Origin of the sequence: Cobetia sp. LC6 (genome assembly GCF_030264805.1) — a bacterium.
Taxonomy (GTDB): Bacteria; Pseudomonadota; Gammaproteobacteria; order Pseudomonadales; family Halomonadaceae; genus Cobetia.
Map to the genome: position 1 here is coordinate 1 of NZ_JASSPL010000015.1, position 21,871 is coordinate 21,871.

Consider the following 21,871-nt stretch of genomic DNA (forward strand, 5'->3'; position numbering starts at 1 on the left):
CAGAGCATTCAGGATCATCAGCGGGATGAGCTTCTCAGGGAAATGGTACGGGCCGTAGTTGTTGGAGCAGTTGGTCACCAATGTCGGCAGGCCATAGGTACGCTGCCAGGCACGCACTAGGTGGTCCGAACTCGCCTTGCTGGCAGAGTAGGGTGAACTAGGCGCATAGGGTGTCGTCTCGGTGAAGAGATCTTCCGGTCCTTCCAGATCGCCATACACCTCATCGGTGGAGATGTGATGGAAGCGGAAGTCAGCGGCCTTCTCTGCATCAGATTCCTTCAAGTCCTTCCAATACTGACGTGCCGCTTCCAACAGCTGATAGGTACCGACAATATTGGTCTCGATGAAATCTGCAGGGCCATCGATGGAGCGATCCACGTGGCTCTCGGCCGCCAGATGCATCACGATGTCCGGCTGGAACTCCGCGAAGACCGCCTTCATCTTCTCGCCATCGCAGATGTCCGCCTGCACGAAGTGATAGCGATCCGAATCCGCCACCTCGGCCAATGACTCGAGGTTCCCCGCGTAGGTTAATGCATCCAGATTGATGACGGTATGTTGAGTTGAGCAAATCAGCTCACGGACGACCGCAGAACCAATGAAACCAGCTCCACCAGTAATTAAGTAGATAGACATTTTAATTCAACCCAAGAGCAGAAAAGTACTTCTTAGCAATAACTTCCCAAGTATAAAATCGATTAGCGATTGATTTTACTTCAAGAATAGACTTAGTGCATTTTTCTTGGTTCGAATTTATAATTTCTTTCAAAGAATCAGGATTTGAGAAAAATGTACCTTGCCCTTTTAGAGTTTCACGATTATAACAGCAATCAAAGGCTAAGATAGGGACAGAAAAGTGCATCATTTCAACTAAAGACGGATTCGTGCCACCAGCGGTGTGACCATGCACATATGCACTAGCGTTAGATCTATACGCATATAAAAGCCCTACATCGTAAATAGGGTCGAGCATATGAATATTGTTAAACCCTGAATACTTCTCTCTTAAATTTTGTCCGTACTCACTATTCTGCCAGTTACCTATAAAGATAATATTCTTATTTGATAGAGCGTAGGCTTCCAATATGAGCCCAACACTATTTTCTGGCTCTATGCGGCAAACTGAAAGTGCATACTCAAAATTCACTGGTGATTCAACACAATCAGGCATATCAAAAACAGCATGATCACCCCCATAAGCGATAGTAAGGGATGGTTTATCATACTCACTATTTACATAATCAGTAATCGCTTGATTATCAGTAATAATTACATGAGAAAATTTTACGGCTAGTCTTTCAGAAAACTTCAGGAAACATTTAGCTAATTTTGACCATTTAGCGCGCTTCCATTCGAGGCCATCGATATTAGTAACAATCCTGATTTTTGGCTTTATTATTCTAACAAAAGGTATAATCAGGGTGCCAGAAACACCAAGAATTAATATACAATCCGATTTTTTTTTAATTGCCGAAAGTATTGATGCAATATCATAAAATATACTAGATACCCCATTAGCATTCAAATTAATATATTCTAACTTGGCACTTTTATAGTAATCTTTTTTTAGTGCATATGATTTACCCGAACAGTAAACGGTAACTTGACTTTTTTCAGCCATGCCATTAGATAATAAGTTTTCTACTAGAGTTTCGAACCCTCCATAATTAGCAGGAACTCCTACGGTACCGACAATTGAAACTTTCATATTATAACACCAATTTATGTTTCTAGGATTTCGTTAACAATTTTTATCAAAGAGCTCTTTAAAAAATGTTCTTTATCTAAAGAAGAAAAAATTTCGGGACTGCCGCTTTTACTAAGAAGGCAATTAATTCTTGTATAATCGAAATTATTAGAGTTATAGTTAACCACGTATTTATTGTCACTAAACTCAAAATCTAAAGAACTTAAGCAAGGCTTATTGTTTTTTAAATATTCATATATTTTTAGAGGAGACTCATCGTGCGATTTTTGTAAAATATAAGGCACTAAACCTACACGAAATGTATTCATAATCTTTGGTAATTCAGTGTAAGCAAACTCACCCATAATCTTAATATTAGAAATGTTTTCTAAATCCCCTCTTATCTTATCATTAAAGAACTTGCCATATAAAACTATAGAATATTGAGCTGCTAATTTTTTTAAAAAAGGTACATCAAGCTTGTCAGTGATAAAACCTACAAAACCTAAGTCGTACACATTTTCATGTAGATCCAATCTAACAACGTTTTCTTTATCTGCCTCTGAAATAAAGATTTTATTTGTTAGGACACTAGAATTTTTAGGTTTATCCGCATAATAATTACTACAAGCATCTGATACAAATGTAATATAATTGTAGCAACTACGAACATTTACATACTTCTCAGCGACTGCTGCTTTTTCTTGAGGGGTAAACCTATTATGCTTAGTAAAATTATCTATAAAATCATACCAGAGTAACCATGGACCTACATTATCTCTCTCAGGAATAATACCAGTTGGCATAAAGTCAATAAACACATTGTTACATTGGTCGTCTACTAGTTGCCCGAGCAAATCCCGACAGTATTTTGAATGCACATTACCAGCCCATACCCTAGGACTAATTATTGGTCCAAATAGGTTGTAGGACGTTTTATCATATACTTTTATTTTTTTATTACCAGCTAGCTTATTGAAATTTTTTTTAGTCGTTACCCTTTCATAAACACTTACAGGCCTATTAATAACATGTATTTTTTTTACTATATCGAGACTCGCCAATGTATCTATTATTTGTAAATCACGAACCGCAGGACCGTATTTCTCATAAAAATAGGCATCTCTATACGGCGCTACTACAATATTTAGCATACAACCCTCTTCTAATTTATAACAAATATAGCAGTTTATAGGATTCAAACGTACTGGTAGTGAATGTTATTAAAGTGAGTAAGAGTGTAAAGGAATAAAAGACAATGTGGCTTAAAGTGCTTTTGAAATATTTTTCGTAACAATAAACAGAAGTTATTACTAATAAAGGGTAAGATAAATACATAAACCTATATGAGAATTCTGCAAGTGAAAAAGCCGCATAAAACAAAACAAGTAACATAGCGACGAACATAAGACGATGTATAAGTTCATCGTATCTAAAGTTACGGGATACAATAACACAATATACATATGGTAGTGCTAAAATTAAACTGATAGCTTTAAAATACATTTCGACAGATTTATCTAGTAAATCTTTATCTAAAATAATATAACGTACTAGTTTGGATAACAAATCACTACCAGTGTTATACTTAGTAGCAAAGGAGTAAATATCAATATTAATAAAGGAAAACGCTAGAAATAAGAGAGAACTCAAGAAAAATAAAAAAATATTAACCCTATGCAGTTTGTGCTTAACTGATAATGCGCTAATCAAGGCGGTTAAAACCGTAGAATTATGTATTATGGCTGGTAATAACGTCAATATTTTGAATTTCCTTATATGTAAGGATAGTATAATTATTAAAGCAGATATATTTAAAGCTAACCCATTCCGTATAGTGTTAGTGAGCATATCTAAACCTGGCAATAAACCAGAGTAAATCAATACTACTAAGCTAATATTTTTAATTTTAAAACTAAAGGCTGCGAGCGCTAAAAAAATAGTGCTTAATACAGCTATTACATATAAATATCCAGCTGCGTCGAGAAAATACGATAAAAACTTACTGAAGTAATAAAACCCGAATTCAAAATTAAAATTTTTGAAGCCATCAGTGAAGTATTTAACGTAGCCATGAGTATCTTTACCACTATCTAGACTCCTGAATCCTAAAAAGACTGACACTACTATCACGCTTGAGCATGCTAAATATATAGTAAAAAAATTTTTTATTCTATTGAAAAGAAATGAAAGCAATAATAAACAGTAAAATGCAAATATATATACAATATTACCTAAATACATAATGATCCCTAGAGCCAAGGTATAGCTTCAGTCAATTCATAGCAAAAAATTAAACAATTGAAATATACAGCGCGGAATAATAAGCATGGTAGAAACTTATCTTATGATTGTTAAATGGGGATTAGCGCCCCTATAGCACTCTCGATTATATTTCTTACTTAAGAGCTGCATTAATGCATAGCAACTATTACTAATGATCTAATCACTAATAATGCCTATACACGAACTTCTACGAAAACTTCTAGTTTTACAAAATGAGTACTAATGTGAAATAAACTAACATCGTAGAAGTTCATACAAGCTTAGAAGGTTAAACAGCAAGTAAACAATTTTCGTCCGATAATTTAGTTAAAAATTATTACTAGTAGCAAAAAATCTCTAAGCTATAGACGAGAATAAAACTGCAAGATTATTTAATTTCTTCTTACAGCATATTATATCCTAACAATGCAAGCATTACCTATACATTTATACTACCAACCGAATTTATGTCCTAATATAGTATCCCATTTTTTAGGCTTAAATACATAATTCCCAGATGATGGGGTAAAAGTTAGTTCTCCGAAGAAAGGAGAGTCTTCAAAAATATACAAATCAACTCGGCAATAGCCAAATGGTTTTGAAAGCTTATCAGCAATATCAATCATTTCCTCTAAGCATTTTGGCTTTATCAACAGATTAGAGTTTTTAATTGACTGAGAGCCTTTCCTTATAAACGGAGCTGGCGACCAATCTTCCATAAAGAAATTTTGTTGTAGTTCTTCAAATCGACCACCAATTACTTGAAAGAAAATAAATGGCTTAGCATTAGGCGTTTCTCGAAAGACATGAATTTTATAATCTGCAGGTGGAGTATCATTTATTAATAAAGCTTTTTCAACTATTATTTTAGGCTGAATATCTTTGTAGTGTAATTCATCTACTACTGTTGAAAAGTCCTTATTCAGCCACGAATTTACTTCACGAATTAGAGTACTATGACTTTCTTTATTTTTATCTTTGACAATTTTTACATAGCCTGCGCCGTGTGTTGCTTTAATAACAAATGAATCGGGAAGTCTGTTAATAACATCCTGATCAAGTTTATCTAGGCATTCATAAAGTGGTACAAGATATTTTTCTCCAATTTTACGGGTAACATAATCTCTTACTAAATATTTATCACTTAGGTCTGAGAATTCTTTTTTCGGAAACCTCATCCTATGATATATCTTTTCAGAGAATTTTACAGGATGATTAAAATCAACAATGCCTTTATGCACACGTAAATAGCGAAGATAATATCTCAAATGTAATGGGCATAAAGAGAGAATTTGATTTTCGATTTTTTTCAGATGACTAGTAAGCATAGTACCTCCTTCAAGGAACAAACAGGTTAATTTAATATAAACTTTTTAGGTCAGTGAGCACAATGAATATGATATAACCAGGTATGTATCAGCTTCATTAGTATTAGAACGCCTAACTATATAGCTTTAGTCTTGTTCATATTTACAAAAACCATAAGTATTAGTGAAATATTTAAAAAAGCACCGATAATGCTAAATAAGGCAATAGCTATAACGCCGCTATCAAATAAATAATAGCCGGCAAGCATAGAAGAAAGTCTCAATGTAACACTGATAATTTCGTAGTTAAGAAAGGTTCTTTGCATTGATAGAACAGGTATGGCTGCAACGCTAGGTCTATTCATAAAACTAAAATAGAGCCAAAAAGATAACCATTGAGCATACTGCCCAGCTATATCCCATTCAGCACCAAAAATATATGAGAATAAGCTATCCCCAAAGATAACTACTATACCAAAAGGTACTACTCCAATTACAGCGAGCATCAGCGTAGCTTTTGTGAATAATTTTACATAACCATTATTTTCTCTATAGGTCTCATTAAATTTAGGATAAAACACAGAAGAGACTGCTTCTCCTAATAGGGCAGAAGGGGCTCCTAAAGCCAATTTAGCAAGTGAATAATATCCTGCGGCGCTCACACTAAATAGACTGGTCAGCATTATAACTGGTAGACTTTGAGATAATGCATTTAAAAAAACTTGTGGGGTTCTATAAAGAAAAAAATCTTGGTATCTTTTTAAAATCCTTACGTAAGTTTGTTTACTAGTTTTGCTAATCTCTCGCTTTGTGTTATCTCTAGATAATTTAATCAGTAATAAGACTGAGTGAGTCATACTGTTGAGTGCAGTGATAAAAACGAGTAATCCTGCGACAGGGAAAGCTAGACCTAACCCAATTTTTGATAAATTTATCAAAATAGAGTTAAACACTGCAACCTTTGATTTAGTAAGAAAAAATTTATTACGAATAATCCATTGACTCACCACAGCTAATAATGCTGTAAAAAACATTGCAAAAGGAATCATATATATATAACTATATATTTCCTGTATATTAAAAATACTGACTAACCATTCACCAAACAAAATCAAGAATAAAAAAGCAATTATTGATGTAGCCAGAGCAATAATCAAAGATAATTTAGCTATATCTAGGGCTTCATTATCATCTTTAGGTAAAACAATAGCTATGGGGTAACTAAAGGCACTGAGAGGAGTTACTATTGATAGTACAGCGCTAAAAACACCTAATAACCCGAAGGCTTCTGGACCATATATACGTGTTACTGCAGGGGTAGCTACAATTGTTATAACTTGAGCTAAAGCAGTGCCAGCCGCAACTAAAGTTACATTTTTTAGGAACATAGATTGATTGCCAGCCATTAATTAAACTTGATTCTTGAATACAATGCTAATACTTATCTGTACTGATAATTCAATGCCATTAACGACTTCCCTTGCTGAATACAATAGTTTTTATAGTTCTAACCGCTATAAGCACATCTAACCAAAAAGAAAAATTCTTTATATAATAAAAATCATACTCAAGCTTCTCAATCATACCTTCCACTTCTGCTGCATAGCCCTGCTCTACCTGCGCCCAACCGGTAATGCCAGGACGTACCACATGGCGGTAGTGGAAGAACGGTACATCCTTCTCATACCACTCCGTCAGGCTCATGGATTCGGGACGCGGTCCGATCATGCTCATGTCGCCTTTCAAGACATTGAACAATTGGGGTAACTCATCCAGACGACATTTGCGAATGAAACGGCCCACACGCGTGATACGTGGGTCATGACCTTCTTGGGTAAAGCCAGTGCCCTTCATGTCGGTGTACATGCTACGGAACTTGTAGACCGTAAACGGGCGGCAGTGGAAGCCCATGCGTGGCTGACAGAAGAGCGCCTTGCCCGGGCTATCCAGGCGAATGGCGAGTGCCGTCACCAGCATGACGGGAGCCAACAACGGAATCAGGGTCAACGCGGTGAGAATGTCCATACCGCGCTTGATCACTTCATAGTCTTCACGTGGCGTCAGGGAGCCGAATTCGTTGGCATAGAGGTGATCCAGTAATACCTTGCCGGTAATCATTTCATGCGCCTGGGTGGCGTGATACACCGGAATACGATGGATCGTGCAGTCAGCGAGAAAACGCTGCCACTCTTCCGGGAGATCTGCCCGCAGATCCGCAACCACGGCATCGATACGCTTGAACCCGACCAGTGTCGGTTCCTTCATCGCGTACCAGTACACTGACTTGCTGTGGTGATCGCACAAGGAAGGGGCTTTCCCGAAGGGCACCACTGCCATGCGCTTGGTGGTCAGCTTGCTATCGACATAATAGAAAGCGCCCCCAAAAATGATCGCCAGCGCGAAGGAGATGCCTACCTGGAGGCGAGACACTTCTATTTCCAATACCCCGCAAATGATGATGAGCAAGGTATAGGAAGCCGCGACGGTCGGGATGACATAGGTGAAGGATCGTGTGCCCGGCAGCTGGCAAAGACGGTTGATCAGCGTCAGGGACAAGGTAAAGGCGGCAGCGGTGCCCAGAATCGCATTCCATTGTGCCAACGTGGAGGTATTCCAGAAGTCAACCCCCCAGCGGTACATGGCAGGCAATACGACAACCAGTAGCACGCCAAAGAATGTCTGCAGGCGCTTGCTGGCCAGCAAGCGCTCGTAGTGACGTGAATAGCGCCGTTGATGCTCCATGGTAGAGCTCACTTCTTTCATGTCTCGTTCCCTTCGAATTCAATATGACTGATGACGGAATACAGCGGGATCATTTATAGCTGTAGTTGTAATAGCCATAATTCTCGCCATAGGCACCGGCGGCCTTGCGCTCCATGGCGTTGAGAATTCCGCCTTTCACGGTAATACCAGAAGCTGCCAGGCGCTTGAGAGAGACTTCCACTTCCTTGGGGGCATTCACCTCGAAGCGAGTCACTAGAAGTGTCGTCCCCACATGCTTGCCGATGACGGCGGCATCGGTGACGGCAAGGATCGGCGGAGAATCGATGATGACCAGGTCAAAACGCTCGCTGACGGCGGCCAGGAAGTCCTGGAAACGTGCGCTCATCAGCAGTTCTGAGGGATTGGGTGGCGCAATGCCACGCGCGACGTAGGAGAGTGAGTCAAGTGCAGAGACAGAACGAATGATGTCTTCGAGCGACTTCTTGCCTGCCAGGTAATCACTCAAGCCACATTCGGAGCGCTCATCGAAGATGGAATGCATATGACCCTTGCGCATATCAGCGTCAATTACCAACACGCGTTGCCCAGACTGGGCACAGACAGCGGCCAGGTTGGCAGCAACGAAACTCTTGCCGATGCCAGGGCTAGGGCCGGTAATCATCAGCGTATTGGTAGAGGCTTCCATCATCGCGAAGTGCAGGCTGGTGCGCAGACCGCGAAGTGCTTCGATCGCGAGATCAGCCGGATTGCGCGCGGCTAGCAAACCATTGGGGATTTCACGTGAGTGCTTATCCGTCTTCCGCTTTACCTTGCGGCTCAGCTTGCCCTGCTCATCCGAGAGCGGGATGGTGGCATACATCGGCAGGCCCAGTGCTTCCAGCTGATCCGGCGATTCCACGCCACGACGGAAGGCTGCTCGCAGCAGAATGACACCGACGGAAAGCATGCCACCCAGCAGTGTCATGATGACTACGATCATGGCCTTCTTCGGCTTGACGGGCTGCGGCAAGATACCGGCATCGTCCAGAATACGCACATTGCCGACAGTACTGGCCTTGGCAATTTCCATCTCCTGTACTTTATTCAGCAACTGCACATAGATAGCCTGAGTCACTTCCACACTGCGCGTGAGGCGTAATACTTCCTGCTGTGTTTCGGGCAGGTTCTTCACCTGGGCATTCAGCTTGTCCATCTCACGCTTGAGCTGTGCCTTCTTCTCGAGCAATGCTTTGTAGGTCGGGTGGCTAGGCGTATAACGCTTGGCAATCTCGGCCTCGGTCAGTTCCAGCTGATTGACCTGGGCCTCCAGGTTCACGATGCGCTCCAGCACCGACTGGGTTTCCAAAGAGAGGTCGACACTGTCACGTGACGTCCTGAATTCATTCAGGCGCGATTCCGCTGCATCCAGTTGCGCACGTACCTTGGGCACCTGATTATCGAGGAATTCGAGGCTATTGCGTGCTTCTTCACTCTGACGTTGAACATTCTGTGAATAGTAGATATCCGCGATGGTGTTCAGCGTGCGCTGTAGCTCACGCGGCTGCTCGCCCGTCATCGACCAGGAGAGAATGCCGGTCTCCTTGCCCTGCTCCGAGACGGAGAATGATTTACGCAGATCTTCGATCGCCTGCATGCGGCTGATGTGTGTCAGCTCGAATTCCGCGCCTGCGGAGGCATTCAAGGCAGTGACACGCAGATTCAGCTGACCATCGGCAAAGCTGTCCAGCTGATTGATGCGCCCCTTGCCCAGCAATTCACCGTCCTGGATCAGCTCGTAATGACTTTCATCCAATACACGCAACGTAATTGTGTTGCCGAGCATGGCGTCATCGACGGGCATCTCACTGACGCTGATGCTTTCCCCTGCCCAGGTGCTTGCCCACCCCTGAGCGAAATCCGGACGTTCCACGCCGCGACGTACCAGGAAATCGCCCAGCAGCGGCAGTCGCTTCGGCGTGACGGTGATATCCAGATTGAGCAGGTCCACCGCGCGACCAAGTACCATCCGCGAGCGGATAATCTCGATCTCCGACTGGGACGGCGGCTCCTTGCCCAGAATCGAATTCACGTCAGCCAGTGGATTGGTCGAAGGGGCATCATCAATCTGGATCAGGGCATCCACCTTGTAGATGGGCGTCGCCAACAGCGCGTAGACCACCCCGATGACGGCAAACAGACCAGTGATCGCGATGATCCATTGCTTGTGATCAACCAGGATGCCGAACAGGCGCCCCAGATCAATCGCGTCGTCATCGTTGTCGCGAGTGGCAGCCGACGACATCGCCCCAGTGGCTGTATTTTGCGGGGTCTGATTCATGAAACACCCTTCGAGTGCTGCGGCTCTCGTGAGAACCAGTGGTAGTAGGTAGAGAGGGGGAAGACAGGAAGCTGGCGCGGATCAATCATCACTGCGCAGGTCATCAAAATCACTGGCGGAACGCGTCACCTGGTAGACCGCGGTCAGGGTCGGCATCAGCTGGTTGACGACACGATTCCAGCGACTGAGCGGCGCGGCCGTGACGTAGACCACATCAGAAGGCTTAAGCATGAATTCCGCACCGATCACGAAGGCCGCCGAATCACGCGCATCCAGCTGGTAGACGGTTGCCAGCTTGCCGGTGCTGGTGTCCGCGCGCCGTACGACGAAGATGCCCTTGGCATCTGCCTGGCCTTCATCGATACCCCCGGACTGGGCAATGGCGTCCGTCAGCGAGATACGCGAATTGCCCATCGCCAGGCTGCCCGGCAGTTGCACCTCGCCCATCACGTAGACCTTCTGGTTGCCCACATCCGGGATGTGCAGCACATCACCGTCGCGCAGCAAGCGGTTGTTGCTCAGTGCACCGTTCTGCAGCAAGTCGTACAGCGAGAAGTGTTCATCACTGTCATCACGCGTCAGCACCACATCGTGCCAGTTGGCCAGCGGCGACAGGCCGCCTGCCTGATTGACGGCATCGAGGATTGTCAGCGGCACATTGGTGATCGGCAGGATTCCCGGCGTTTGCACCTGGCCGGTGACGTAGACCTTCTGGGACTTGAATGCCGCTACCTGCACATCGATCTGCGGTGAAGCGATATAACCAGACAGGCGACGCTCGATGACGGCACGCAGTTCCTTGACCGTCAGCCCCGCTGCTTTGACGCGCCCTATGTAGGGATAAAAGATGGTGCCATCGCTGTGTACGCTGTTGCCGGATTCGATGGCGCTGCGTTCAGAGCCGGCCGGGATGGTCAGTTCGGGGTGATCGTAGACGATGATATTGAGCACATCACCGCGACCGATGCGGTAATCGTAATCGGCCAGCTGCTGCTCAAGCAGCGGATTGTCACGCTGGCCCTGGCCACGACTGTCATTCAGGGCATCTACCATGCCGAAGGTGATCGGCTTGACCTCAAGCGCATCATCCAGCGGGGCCGTTTCTGCCTGATAGTCCATATCGCCACCGGGGGCGAAGGCACAGCCCGTGGTAGACAACACGGCAATCAACAGCGCGGTGGTCATTGCCAGGCGGGGGCGCGGCGACAGCGCACAGCCCTTGCCAAACATGGTGACCTTGATCATGTAAAACCCCCGAAAACTGCAAGATGGATTGGGCAGCCTCATGCTGCCCTGGAAGAGAAGGCGTCGTGGCCAGGCCGCGACGTAGTCAATCGAAAGCCGTCAAACGAAAATAGGCTCAGCAGCCCAAAGCCAACGTGTCAGTCAGGTGAAGAGACAGGATGTAGAGAAAGGATGCGCTGAGTGAATCTTCAGGACAGCCAGGTAGCTGTCTGCTGCTGGGCTGCATTGCGCAAGCCCTGTGCGGTAAGTCTCTCCTACCCCATCGAACTTTCATGAGCGTGAGCTGGTTTTAGGCACGCTACCGCCCCAGGGTGGTTGACGGCGCATCCCTGAGGCCCTGACATGAAGATCTTGATGTCTTCCCGCTTGTGTCGTACTTGGCCACCTGTTTCTCAGACAGAAACAATTCTTCACTGACGCAAGAAAGCCTTGCTACGAGTGGCAACCCGAATTCAAGGCAAGATCATTCCCCTCGGGAAAAGTCTTGCGCTCTGAACTCATGGGCAGACAACAAGTACAAAATTTAATTAGCTAATACTTAACAACTAGAAAGGCAATCCCGAAATTCAAGACGCAACAAACCCTAGCAGAGCAATCGTCTTGTAGATCGCCAGTGCTATCAGGTGAAGACTTGCTATTGTTAAAATAAGTACAGGATTCAGGTTTCGGACAATCAAGACTTGTATAACTATCTTGTTCTGCTCTGCCTGGATGCGCTCAGTCGTCGCAAGACCGATGGCTATCAAGCCAAGACAATCTGTTACCGACACTGCTGAGGAGAGAATCTATCGGGCATTGGTGGAGAGACCAACACCGCCAGCGCAAGATCCTTCCTGCGTATCGTCAACAAGGTATGACGTTTTCCGGGTCACCTATCCTTTCTGTGTCGCAAAAAAGAAACACAGCCCTTTCAATAAGGGACGCATGATACTGCATACAGGGTCACTCATTCCACCCTTTATTCATACTCTTCCGCCACCCGCCATGGCGAGAAAACGAGAAAACACCACCCAAGTTACTGATAACACGCGCATTATAGGGGCGGTTGCGCGCTTGGAGCCGCATTCCACACTTGCAGATCATGAATCAGCGCGTAGCCAAAAGACGACACAGGCCATGTTCAAGGACAGCCGGATTACAATTCACACTAAAAATTGAACAATATGGTTACACAAAGCATTAGCCACACAGTAAGCAGTTGACTAGACAAACCATAAAAAACTAATTTATCAGTACGAAAAGAACTTGCAGGTCATGACAATGAGTTTCACGTGGCTGGATTCAAACACAAGCGCTCACATACCCGACCGCCTGAATTTTCACCAGCTGTCACATTTTGCAATTAGTGTCGTTAACCCGCTGCCATTCCCGTCAAGCGTAGTGACGCGATCATCATATTCGATGGTTGTTTACGGTTAGATGTCAGTCGACCAACAACGTGAACTCTGTTAATTTTCACAATATTCGCGTATTGAAATCTGCCTCACGAGGCGATAGAACGTTGTGCACGACAATTCTCCAACACCTTCTATTGTTTCTCGCAAAGAATCAATCGACCAACAAACCATCAGCGCCTGTGCCAACACAGAGAGCGTGAGAATTTCCTACAAGGGAAGACAAGGGAACGCACATGAAACGTACTGCTACAACATTGGTCATCGCGGGACTGACCTTATCCCCTTTGGTTGCCGGGATAGCCCGTGCCGAAAGTGAAGCACCTGCTCAGACAGGTTCGGCACCTTCCAGCACAGGCGCTTCCAGCACAGGAAGCAGCAGTACTGGTGGTGCAGCAGCAGGTGCCGGCGCCGCTGGTGGCATGGCCGCGGGCACCATTGCAGCTGTCGCCGCTGGCCTGGCGGCGGCGGTTGGTGTCGCTGCCACTGTCGCCTCCGGGGGTGACGGCAGCAGTGGTGGTAGCACTGGTGGCGACGGCGGTACTGATCCGGGAGACGGTGGCGACGGCGGTACTGATCCGGGCGACGGTGGCGACGGCGGCACTGATCCGGGTGACGGCGGCGACGGCGGCACTGATCCGGGCGATGGTGGCGACGGCGGTACTGATCCGGGTGATGGTGGCGATGGCGGCACTGATCCGGGTGACGGTGGCGACGGCGGTACTGATCCGGGTGACGGTGGCGACGGCGGTACTGATCCGGACGATGGCACGGACCCGGGTGACGGCGACGGCACGACTGGGACTACCGGCACCACCGGTACCACAGGCTCTACCGGCACGACCGATCCCGATGACGGCAGTGACCCCGATGAAGGCGGCGAACCGGGTGATGGCGACGGTACAACGGGCACGACAGGCACCACCGGTACCACTGGCACAACGGGTACGACCGGAACGACTGGCACCACAGGGTCTACCGGTACGACTGGCACCACCGGCACCACAGGTACCTTCTGATCACCATGAAGCCGACATCCATCACGATGGGGGGCCGCCTGGCGGCCCCTTGGCTTGTGTCCGGCGCATTGATGCTTGGGGGCTGCTCCGCTCTTGAGCAGGGGCAGCTGGGGCAGACGGCCAGCGCAATACTCGGCAGCGATCAATTCGATGCCGAGCGTGCGCGCGCCCTGCCCTATGCCACGCTGCGCTTCAGCTATGACGGCAACACCGGGATGGTGGTGCTGGCGTCTCTGGAGACGGCGACCCGCAACGACATGGACGCAACGGACGCGACCTATCAGCAAGAACACTCAGGGTTGACGCCTATGGCAGCCCTGCCCTCTTCCGCCACGCCGGTTGAGCCGAAGGCAAGCCAGCCTTCGAGCACGACAGAGCTGGCACGTTTCGAAACTGCAGATCATGCCTTCGTGCGTCTGGAGAACGGCTGGCTGAGCGGTACCGCCGGCTTCAATACCGACCTGCTGGACATGCGACGCGACGTATCACTGGCCACGCTGATGTCAGCGCTGGACAAGGGTAAAACCACGCGCACCTACGCGATTCACTCACGCTGGCAGCGCGCCGATGGCATAGAGGGCTATGCGCAGGGCCAGGCAAGCTGGCAATGCGCGCCTCCCTCCGTGCAGGCCTTCCCGTTGGGCGATCAGACAGTGGCCCAGTGTGAAGAACGCATCTTCTGGCAAGATGGCTCGCGGAGCGTCAACCGATATGCGGTTGCTGCTGTGATTGATTCCCTCGCGACTGATGCCAATGCGGCACCAAGAATCTGGGCGGCGGATGTTCAACCCTGGCCGGATTCTCATCATTGGAGTTGGGAGGTCGCACGTGGCTGGTGGTAAGTGCCAAGAAATTTTCTCTCAGCGCCATGAACATGTCGCCCCGCCTGCACGAGCCGGCGGTGTATCGCGTGTCCATCGAGGTGTCGCTTCTCTTGTCCGCCGAGGTGTCGTGAAACGCTATCTGCATGAACGTCTGAAGGCTGCCCTGGCCGTAGCAATGCTCGCGTCTGCGTGCAGTGTGCTTCTGTGGCCTGGCGCTACGCTGGCCAGCGAGACTCCGGCAGCATCGTCAGGCTCATTCGAAGACCAGAAGGCCAGCGCCCAGACACTGACCATCAGTGAGGCACTATCGCGCCAGCTCGGCGTGCTGACAAATGCCAATGGCATCGAGTGGCCGCATGCGTTCGTGGCCACCCAGCAGACGCGTGGCAGGACACGTCAGCTTGGGCGCCGCCTGTTCTTCGAGCTGCGTCAATTGAGCTCGCAAGCCGTCTTTGATGATCGGCTGCCGGCTGAAGGCCTCAAGCACTGGATGCGCATCATCGGCCGCACGCCGGTCGAGGGACGTCAGGTCGGGCGGATCGACCCCATCGCGCTGTGGCGTTTTCCGCGTCTGGATATCCCGCTCACGACGGGTGACTGGATAGGCCAATGCCAGACCGAGACACGCATTCAGCTCTGGAGTGCCGTTGGCGTGCGCCAGCTGGACTGGCGCCCCGGCCTGACGCTGCACGATGCCATCGCCGGCCTGCCGGGCGCGCAGGCGGACTCGGAATATGCCAGCGTCATCACGCTGGGCGGCAGAATCACCGAACGCGGCATCAGCGCCTGGAACGACCAGCCCTACACGCTGGCACCGGGCGACCGTGTCGTGGTCAACATGCCGCGTATCTCGGCAGCCGCCGCCTGGGTCAATCGCAGCCTGCCCGAGTGGTTGAGTCTGCAATGGCCGGGCAAGGAGTGCCGCAGCGTGGATGCCATCACGGGAGAGCCGCAGCGGCGTGACTATCTGCAGGTAGCACGGCAATACGCTGAGAGTGACGGCAGTGACGACGGTGATGACACGAACAGTGGCTCGCACCCTCAGGGCGAGACTCCATGAGCGACGCGACAATGACTCAGCAGGACGCCTCGTGCTCAGGCAGGCAAAGGATGGCAGCAGACAGCATGGATCATTCGCACTTCACTTCCATGGCGCCGGCGCGGGCCCGGCTCACTCCCCTGACGCGCGCCATCCGGCAACTGGCCATGCTCAGTGCGGGCGTGCTGCTGGCCCCGATGAGCTACGCCGGCCTGCTGGATGGTCCGCAGCCGATCGAGACGCGTCTCAGCGGCCTTGGACATGGGCAATCGGACTTCGGTGGCGTCGGCCTGATGCAGACCCCGACTGCGCGCATGCAGAAGCCGGGCAGCATTCACTTCTCCTATAGCCAGGTAGAACCGTATCAGCGCTATAACGTCAGCCTGCAGCCGCTCGATTGGCTGGAGGTCGGCTTCCGCTACACGGAAGTCACCAACCGCCTGTATGGCGAAGCCATCGCCGGTGACCGCGATTATCTGGACAAGGGTGTCGACGCCAAGATCCGCCTGTGGGAAGAGAGTCGCTATCTGCCCGAAGTCGCAGTCGGTCTGCGCGACATGGGCGGTACCAGCCTGTTCGGCAGTGAATATCTGGTGGCCAGCAAGCGCTGGTATGACCTCGACTTCACACTGGGCCTTGGCTGGGGCTATCTCGGCTCACGCGGTGATTTCAGCAATCCGCTCGGCTGGGTGCGTGACAGCTACAACGACCGCCCCGGCCGCGGCGAGACCGGCGGCGATCAGGGCGGTGAGTTCTCCCTCAACCGCCTGTTCAAGGGCGATGTCGGTATCTTTGGCGGCGTGGAATGGCAGACACCGTGGGACCCGCTGGTGTTGATGGCAGAGCTTGACGGCAATGACTATCAGAGCGAGCCGCAGGACAACGATCAAGCGCAGGACAGCCCGATCAATCTGGGCGCCCGCCTGAGCGTGACCGACAACCTGACCGTCAAGGCCGGCTGGGAGCGTGGCAATACCGCGATGCTCGGCGTCAACTTCGGGGTGGATCTCGCCGGGCTTTCGCAGGCCAAGCTGGATAGCCCGCCGGAGCGCCTGAATGCCGAGGCCCCAACGCGCAACCAGGTCAGCTGGCCTGAGCTCTCCCGCGAGATCCAGGCGCAATCCGGCATTCGTGTCGATAGCCTCTCGCGCGAAGGCACGGCGCTGATCGTGAGCGGTGAGAGTACGCGTTTCCGCTCCACCGCTCAGGCCGAAGGCCGTGCCAACCGCGTGCTGCACAACCGGCTGGATGACTATTTCGAGAGCTTCCATTACCGCCTGCGTTCTGGCGGCCTGGACACGCGCGAAGATGTCCACCAGCGCGCCGATATCGTCAACGCCGGTCACGATGCGCGTCAGCAGCTGCGCTATACCCACAGCGTCTATGCATTGGCGGCCACCGAGCCGAACTCGGACGAGGCGCAAGGTGCGGCCCGCTACCGCGGTGAAAAGGTGCTGCTCGAGAATCCTGATGATCGCTGGAGCGCCGGCTTCTCGCCTGGCCTCAACCAGAACATCGGCGGGCCGGATGGCTACCTGTATCAGGCCTACCTGCGCGGCTCCGCCGCGTGGCGAACCGACCGTCACGGCTGGCTCTCCGGCTCGGCACAGCTGACCCTGTTCGACAACTTCGACAAGTTCGATTACATCTCGGACTCCAAGCTGCCCAGGGTTCGCTCCTATATCGGTCGCTATATCGAAGAGACCGACGTCGGTATCGACAACCTGCAGTACACCCGCACTCACCAGTTCGGGCGCGATTGGTACGGCATGGCCTATGGCGGCATCCTGGAGATGATGTATGCCGGTGTCGGCGCCGAGGTGCTCTATCGCCCGCTGGGCTCGCCACTGGCCTACGGGGTCGATGTGAACTGGGTCAAGCAGCGCGAGTTCGATCAGCAGTTCGGCCTGCGCGATTACTCGACCACCACTGGCCATGCCAGCATCTACTGGGATACCGGCTATGAAGACGTACTGGCCAAGGCCAGCTTCGGCCGCTATCTGGCAGAAGATGTCGGCATGACGCTGGACGTCTCACGCGGCTTCGCCAACGGCGCACGCATGGGCGCCTGGGCCACCTTCACCGATGCCGGCGACGACTTCGGCGAGGGTAGCTTCGACAAGGGCCTCTATATCGTGTTGCCGCTGGATGCATTCTTCATGCACTCCAGCCGCGACACTGTCGGCCTGGCCTGGAACCCGCTGACCCGCGATGGTGGCGCTCGCCTCAATCGCAAGTTCAGTCTGTATGACATGACCAGCTATCGCGACATGGATGACTACTGGCGCGGCTTCGCTTCCCAGGTCTGGAAGTGATCGACGCCATGAGATGGTCCTTGCCGCGAGGCGGTCTACGTGATGAGCTGATCCATGTAATGAACTGATCTACGTAGTGAACTGACCTACGCAATAGAGCAATAGCCGCACCAACGAGAAGGCCCCGATCCACAGGATCGGGGCCTTCTTTCATGTCCGCTGCGCACAGACAACGGAGCAGCTTGCAAGCTACAGGCTCAAGTCATGCGCTCAGCGCTTGGTGAAGTTGTTGCGCACCAGGTCGACCACGTCATCCATGCGGCCATTGAGCACCGCCTTGGCGGAATAGAGCGCAGTAGAGGCGACTTGACCTGCCTCTACATGTGGCGGCATCACCAGCTCCATGCGGTTGACCTTGACCTCGAGCACCCCGGGGCCGTCCTGGGCCAGCAGGCTCTGCACCGCCTCATCCAGCTCGTGTTTCTCCTCGACACGACGCCCCCATAGCCCCATCGACTGCGCTAGCAGCGAGAAGTCGGGATTCTCGAGCTCAGTGTAGGTATCCAGAATGCCCTCGACCTTCTGCTCCAGCTCCACGAAGCCCAGCGTGCTGTTGTTGAAGATGACGATCTTGAGCGGGATCTTTTCCTGCTTGAGGGTCAGCAGGTCCCCCATCAGCATGGCAAGGCCACCATCACCACACATGGCGATCACCTGACGCTGCGGGTAGGCCTTCTGGATACCGATGGCCTGAGGATAGGCATTGGCCATGGTGCCATGCATCAGACTCGGCAACGTACGACGCTTGCCGTTGGCGCGAATGTGGCGCAGGCACCATACCATCGGGCTGCCGCCATCGGCGGTGAAGACCGCGTCCTCGCTGGCGTGGCGATCCAGCGCCAGTGTCAGCTCCTGCGGGTGGATCAGACGCTCGTCATCGGAGGTGACGGCGGCCTCGTCACGCGCCTCGAGATACTTCTTGCGGCAGCTGTCGAGCCAGGCGCTGTCATCACGCGGGTCGACACGGGTCAGCAGCGCCGCACAGGTGTCCTTGACGCTACCGACGACACCGAGATCCACCGGGTGACGGATACCGATCTTGCCGGGGTCCAGATCGACCTGAATCACCGTCGCCTTGTCCGGATAGAACTGGGTCCAGGCAAAGCTGCAGCCCAGCAGCAGCAAGGTGTCACACTCCGCGACGGCTTCGTAGCCGCCCTGCAGCCCGAACACGCCGGTCATGCCGACCTCGAGTTCATTGTCGGGCTCGATGAAATCCTTGGCACGCGACGTCCAGGCGATCGGCGCCTTGAGCCGTCGTGCCAGCGCCAGCACTTCTTCCTGCGCGTCCTGGCAGCCGATACCGGCATAGATCGAGACCTTGCCCGGCGCATTCAGCGCCTCGGCGACGTCAGCCAGCTCCTGCTCGCCGGGACGAATCACCGGCGCGAAGCGATGGGCTCGCCACGGCAGCGAGCCCTTGGGCTTCTGGGTGAACAGATCCCCCGGGACGATCAGCACCGCGACCCCACCTTCCGCCAACGCCTTCTGCGCCGCGATGGCCACCATGCGGCGAGCATTCTCGGGATTGGTCAGGTACTCACAGAACACGCTGTACTGGGAGTAAAGCGCCTTCTGATCCACATCCTGCGGGAAGCCGACGCCCATCTCGGCGGTATCGATCTGCGAGGCTATGAACACCACCGGCGCGCCGTTGCGGTGTGATTCGATCAGACCATTCAGGAAGTGCGTGCTGCCCGGCCCGCAGGTACCGGCACAGCAAGCAAGCTCGCCACTGATGAAGGACTCGCCCCCTGCCGCGAAACCGGCCACCTCCTCGTGCCGCACATGCACCCACTCCATCTCGGAGCGCCGAATGGCGTCGGTGAAGTGGTTGATGGTGTCACCCACGATGCCGTAACAACGCTTTGCGCCGGCCTCAAGCAGTGAATCGACGATGACCTCGGAGACGGACGCTGAGGAAGATGGGGTTAGTGCCATGGAGGTGCTTTCCTTTTCCGGTGAACTTTCGGGTCAGGATGAGCAATGCATTCACTCATTCGAATAAACAGTGAACATGACCTTGGGTCCAAGCCACGAAAAACAATGGTCAGCCGCCAAACTCACGTTGGCACACGGCGTTGCGTGGGGCGTAGCATGAGCCTGAGCCCACCGAACCACGACAGCCTGATCACGTCAGGCAGAATGTGTAGACAGAGTGAATGGACAGAATGCATAGACAGAATGCATAGGCAGGATATGCATGCAAACCAGAGAGCAACACTGGAGAAAGCGATGCAGGAGCAAGCAGGAATACTGGAGAGGCTGGGATTGCAGTGGCCAATCATTCAGGCCCCGATGGCAGGCGTCTCGACGCCTCATCTGGCAGCCGAGGTATCGAAGGCTGGTGGGCTGGGCTCCATCGGGGTGGGTGCTACGAACGCCGATGGCGCCCGCCGCATGATCACTGAACTGCGAGCGCTGACCGACAGACCCTTCAACGTCAATGTCTTCGTGCACTCGGCCCCGACACATGGCAGTGCTCGCGAGAGTGCCTGGCGAAAGTGGCTGGCGCCGCGCTTCCAGGACTTCGAGGCAACGCCGCCTGACAGACTCGATACTCTCTATACCAGCTTTGCCGATGATCCCGACATGCAGGCAATGTTGCTGGAGACTCGCCCGCCGGTGATCAGCTTTCACTTCGGCCTGCCCTCACGCGACATCATCCGCGCCCTCAAGGAATCAGGCATCTGGCTGATGGCGACAGCCACCAACCTGGAGGAAGCCCACGCCATCGAGCAAGCCGGCCTGGACGCCATCGTAGCGCAAGGGTTCGAAGCGGGAGGTCATCGCGGCATGTTTGATCCAAAAGCCGCGGATAACCAGCTGAGCACTGCCGCCCTGACACGACAACTGGTAGACGCCACGCACCTGCCGATCATTGCTGCAGGCGGCATCATGACTGGTGAGGCCATTGCCGCCACCCTCGCGAATGGCGCCGTGGCAGCCCAACTCGGGACCGCCTTCATCGCCTGTCCGGAATCCAGCGCCGATGCCGCCTATCGAGACGCACTCGCAGGGCCGGCAGCGCATGACACCCGCATGACCTCGATCGTGTCAGGCCGCCCCGCGCGCATCCTCGCCAATCGATTCATCAGCCTGATGGAAGACCCATCATGCCCCATACCACCGGACTACGCTCTTGCCTACGCCGCCGGCAAGGCACTCAATGCCGCCGCCAGATCGCAGGGCGTGACCGGTTTCGGGGCCCAGTGGGCGGGCCAGGGCGCCCCGCTTTCCAGAGCGATGCCAGCGGGAGAGCTGATGGCAATATTGGGACAGGAATACCGCATGGCATGCCAGGCAATATCGTTGCAAGGGTAACTGGTCAGCGTAAGGCGCTGTGCCATCAACACAGCGCCATTCCCTCAGACTACCTGTCTCCTCACCTCCTCCCTGACTCCTCACCTCCTCCCTGACTTCACCCCCTGCCTTTGTTTACCCAGATTCGACCATCGGATCAGACCTCGTATCGAGATGATTTTCACTGCATTTCAATGAGTTGAAGACGACAGCCAATCGATCTACATGCAAATGAAAAAATAACTAAAAATTTCACTTGTGTGATTTGTTCCACCGTCTATTTTCATTTGTGACGCGAGAAGATTCATCGAGTGCTGTATCAGCTACAGCGCATTCACTGACGATGGATGGGGACCTTGCCGGCGCGACGAAAGGCGACGTTCCTGCCCCGCTCCCATGACAACAATAAAATCTGCTCTCGATATTCCTGTC

The 21,871-nt window shown here is 51.4% G+C and carries 15 protein-coding genes; 5 read left to right on the top strand and 10 right to left on the bottom strand.

The features are described from left to right. The 9 genes from QQF40_RS14875 to QQF40_RS14910 all read right to left on the bottom strand — a co-directional run. Positions 1 to 636 (bottom strand): dTDP-glucose 4,6-dehydratase (locus tag QQF40_RS14875; RefSeq protein ID WP_285461761.1); only part of this gene is annotated, 636 nt, incomplete at its 3' end. A gap of 1 nt (position 637) precedes the next feature. Further along, positions 638 to 1,708 carry a DUF1972 domain-containing protein gene (locus QQF40_RS14880; RefSeq protein WP_285461762.1) on the bottom strand — a complete coding sequence of 357 codons (1,071 nt, stop codon included), beginning with the start codon at positions 1,706 to 1,708 and terminating at the stop codon, positions 638 to 640. A gap of 14 nt (positions 1,709 to 1,722) precedes the next feature. Continuing rightward, positions 1,723 to 2,841, bottom strand: a complete 1,119-nt coding sequence (locus QQF40_RS14885; RefSeq protein ID WP_285461763.1) for a glycosyltransferase family protein — start codon at positions 2,839 to 2,841, stop codon at positions 1,723 to 1,725. A gap of 16 nt (positions 2,842 to 2,857) precedes the next feature. Beyond that, positions 2,858 to 3,931: an EpsG family protein gene (locus tag QQF40_RS17110; RefSeq protein WP_352230742.1), complete on the bottom strand. Its 1,074-nt coding sequence runs from the start codon at positions 3,929 to 3,931 to the stop codon at positions 2,858 to 2,860. A gap of 473 nt (positions 3,932 to 4,404) precedes the next feature. Beyond that, on the bottom strand, positions 4,405 to 5,280 hold the full coding sequence (locus tag QQF40_RS14890; protein WP_285461764.1) for an ATP-grasp fold amidoligase family protein: 876 nt from the start codon (positions 5,278 to 5,280) through the stop codon (positions 4,405 to 4,407). A 116-nt stretch (positions 5,281 to 5,396) separates the two neighbouring features. Further along, the gene (locus tag QQF40_RS14895; RefSeq protein WP_285461765.1) at positions 5,397 to 6,665 is read right to left on the bottom strand and encodes a lipopolysaccharide biosynthesis protein; all 1,269 of its coding nucleotides are present in this window, start codon (positions 6,663 to 6,665) and stop codon (positions 5,397 to 5,399) included. 61 nt (positions 6,666 to 6,726) lie between these two features. Further along, positions 6,727 to 8,022 carry a sugar transferase gene (locus tag QQF40_RS14900; RefSeq protein WP_285461766.1) on the bottom strand — a complete coding sequence of 432 codons (1,296 nt, stop codon included), beginning with the start codon at positions 8,020 to 8,022 and terminating at the stop codon, positions 6,727 to 6,729. Between the two features lie 49 nt (positions 8,023 to 8,071). Beyond that, a complete protein-coding gene (locus tag QQF40_RS14905) occupies positions 8,072 to 10,300 on the bottom strand; it encodes a polysaccharide biosynthesis tyrosine autokinase (RefSeq protein ID WP_285461767.1) in 2,229 nt (742 codons plus the stop codon). A gap of 81 nt (positions 10,301 to 10,381) precedes the next feature. Beyond that, positions 10,382 to 11,485, bottom strand: coding sequence for a polysaccharide export protein (locus QQF40_RS14910; RefSeq protein WP_502871438.1), 1,104 nt, complete (start codon positions 11,483 to 11,485; stop codon positions 10,382 to 10,384). Between the two features lie 1,690 nt (positions 11,486 to 13,175). Between QQF40_RS14910 and QQF40_RS14915 the strand changes: the two genes are divergently transcribed. From QQF40_RS14915 to QQF40_RS14930, 4 genes are all read left to right on the top strand, one after another. Continuing rightward, positions 13,176 to 13,958, top strand: coding sequence for a hypothetical protein (locus QQF40_RS14915; protein WP_285461769.1), 783 nt, complete (start codon positions 13,176 to 13,178; stop codon positions 13,956 to 13,958). A 5-nt stretch (positions 13,959 to 13,963) separates the two neighbouring features. Then, entirely contained in the window at positions 13,964 to 14,800 is an 837-nt protein-coding gene (locus QQF40_RS14920; RefSeq protein ID WP_285461770.1) for a hypothetical protein, read from the top strand. 157 nt (positions 14,801 to 14,957) lie between these two features. Beyond that, positions 14,958 to 15,842: a capsule biosynthesis GfcC family protein gene (locus tag QQF40_RS14925; protein ID WP_285461771.1), complete on the top strand. Its 885-nt coding sequence runs from the start codon at positions 14,958 to 14,960 to the stop codon at positions 15,840 to 15,842. 65 nt (positions 15,843 to 15,907) lie between these two features. Continuing rightward, positions 15,908 to 18,136 (top strand): YjbH domain-containing protein, encoded by a 2,229-nt coding sequence (locus tag QQF40_RS14930; protein WP_285461772.1) that lies wholly within the window; start codon positions 15,908 to 15,910, stop codon positions 18,134 to 18,136. A 210-nt stretch (positions 18,137 to 18,346) separates the two neighbouring features. On the opposite strand, the gene QQF40_RS14935 is transcribed toward QQF40_RS14930, so the two are convergent. Continuing rightward, positions 18,347 to 20,077, bottom strand: coding sequence for a thiamine pyrophosphate-dependent enzyme (locus QQF40_RS14935; RefSeq protein ID WP_285461773.1), 1,731 nt, complete (start codon positions 20,075 to 20,077; stop codon positions 18,347 to 18,349). A 294-nt stretch (positions 20,078 to 20,371) separates the two neighbouring features. Here QQF40_RS14935 and QQF40_RS14940 point away from each other — a divergent pair, with 294 nt between their 5' ends. Continuing rightward, on the top strand, positions 20,372 to 21,460 hold the full coding sequence (locus tag QQF40_RS14940; protein WP_285461774.1) for an NAD(P)H-dependent flavin oxidoreductase: 1,089 nt from the start codon (positions 20,372 to 20,374) through the stop codon (positions 21,458 to 21,460). Positions 21,461 to 21,871: the final 411 nt, after the last annotated feature.

Bases quoted from the DNA above. Each gene is read 5' to 3' on its own strand.
- QQF40_RS14880 (WP_285461762.1), bottom strand. From the start codon at position 1,708: ATGAAAGTTTCAATTGTCGGTACCGTAGGAGTTCCTGCTAATTATGGA.
- QQF40_RS14885 (WP_285461763.1), bottom strand. From the start codon at position 2,841: ATGCTAAATATTGTAGTAGCGCCGTATAGAGATGCCTATTTTTATGAG.
- QQF40_RS17110 (WP_352230742.1), bottom strand. From the start codon at position 3,931: ATGTATTTAGGTAATATTGTATATATATTTGCATTTTACTGTTTATTA.
- QQF40_RS14890 (WP_285461764.1), bottom strand. From the start codon at position 5,280: ATGCTTACTAGTCATCTGAAAAAAATCGAAAATCAAATTCTCTCTTTA.
- QQF40_RS14895 (WP_285461765.1), bottom strand. From the start codon at position 6,665: ATGGCTGGCAATCAATCTATGTTCCTAAAAAATGTAACTTTAGTTGCG.
- QQF40_RS14900 (WP_285461766.1), bottom strand. From the start codon at position 8,022: ATGAAAGAAGTGAGCTCTACCATGGAGCATCAACGGCGCTATTCACGT.
- QQF40_RS14905 (WP_285461767.1), bottom strand. From the start codon at position 10,300: ATGAATCAGACCCCGCAAAATACAGCCACTGGGGCGATGTCGTCGGCT.
- QQF40_RS14910 (WP_502871438.1), bottom strand. From the start codon at position 11,485: ATGACCACCGCGCTGTTGATTGCCGTGTTGTCTACCACGGGCTGTGCC.
- QQF40_RS14915 (WP_285461769.1), top strand. From the start codon at position 13,176: ATGAAACGTACTGCTACAACATTGGTCATCGCGGGACTGACCTTATCC.
- QQF40_RS14920 (WP_285461770.1), top strand. From the start codon at position 13,964: ATGAAGCCGACATCCATCACGATGGGGGGCCGCCTGGCGGCCCCTTGG.
- QQF40_RS14925 (WP_285461771.1), top strand. From the start codon at position 14,958: ATGCTCGCGTCTGCGTGCAGTGTGCTTCTGTGGCCTGGCGCTACGCTG.
- QQF40_RS14930 (WP_285461772.1), top strand. From the start codon at position 15,908: ATGGATCATTCGCACTTCACTTCCATGGCGCCGGCGCGGGCCCGGCTC.
- QQF40_RS14935 (WP_285461773.1), bottom strand. From the start codon at position 20,077: ATGGCACTAACCCCATCTTCCTCAGCGTCCGTCTCCGAGGTCATCGTC.
- QQF40_RS14940 (WP_285461774.1), top strand. From the start codon at position 20,372: ATGCAGGAGCAAGCAGGAATACTGGAGAGGCTGGGATTGCAGTGGCCA.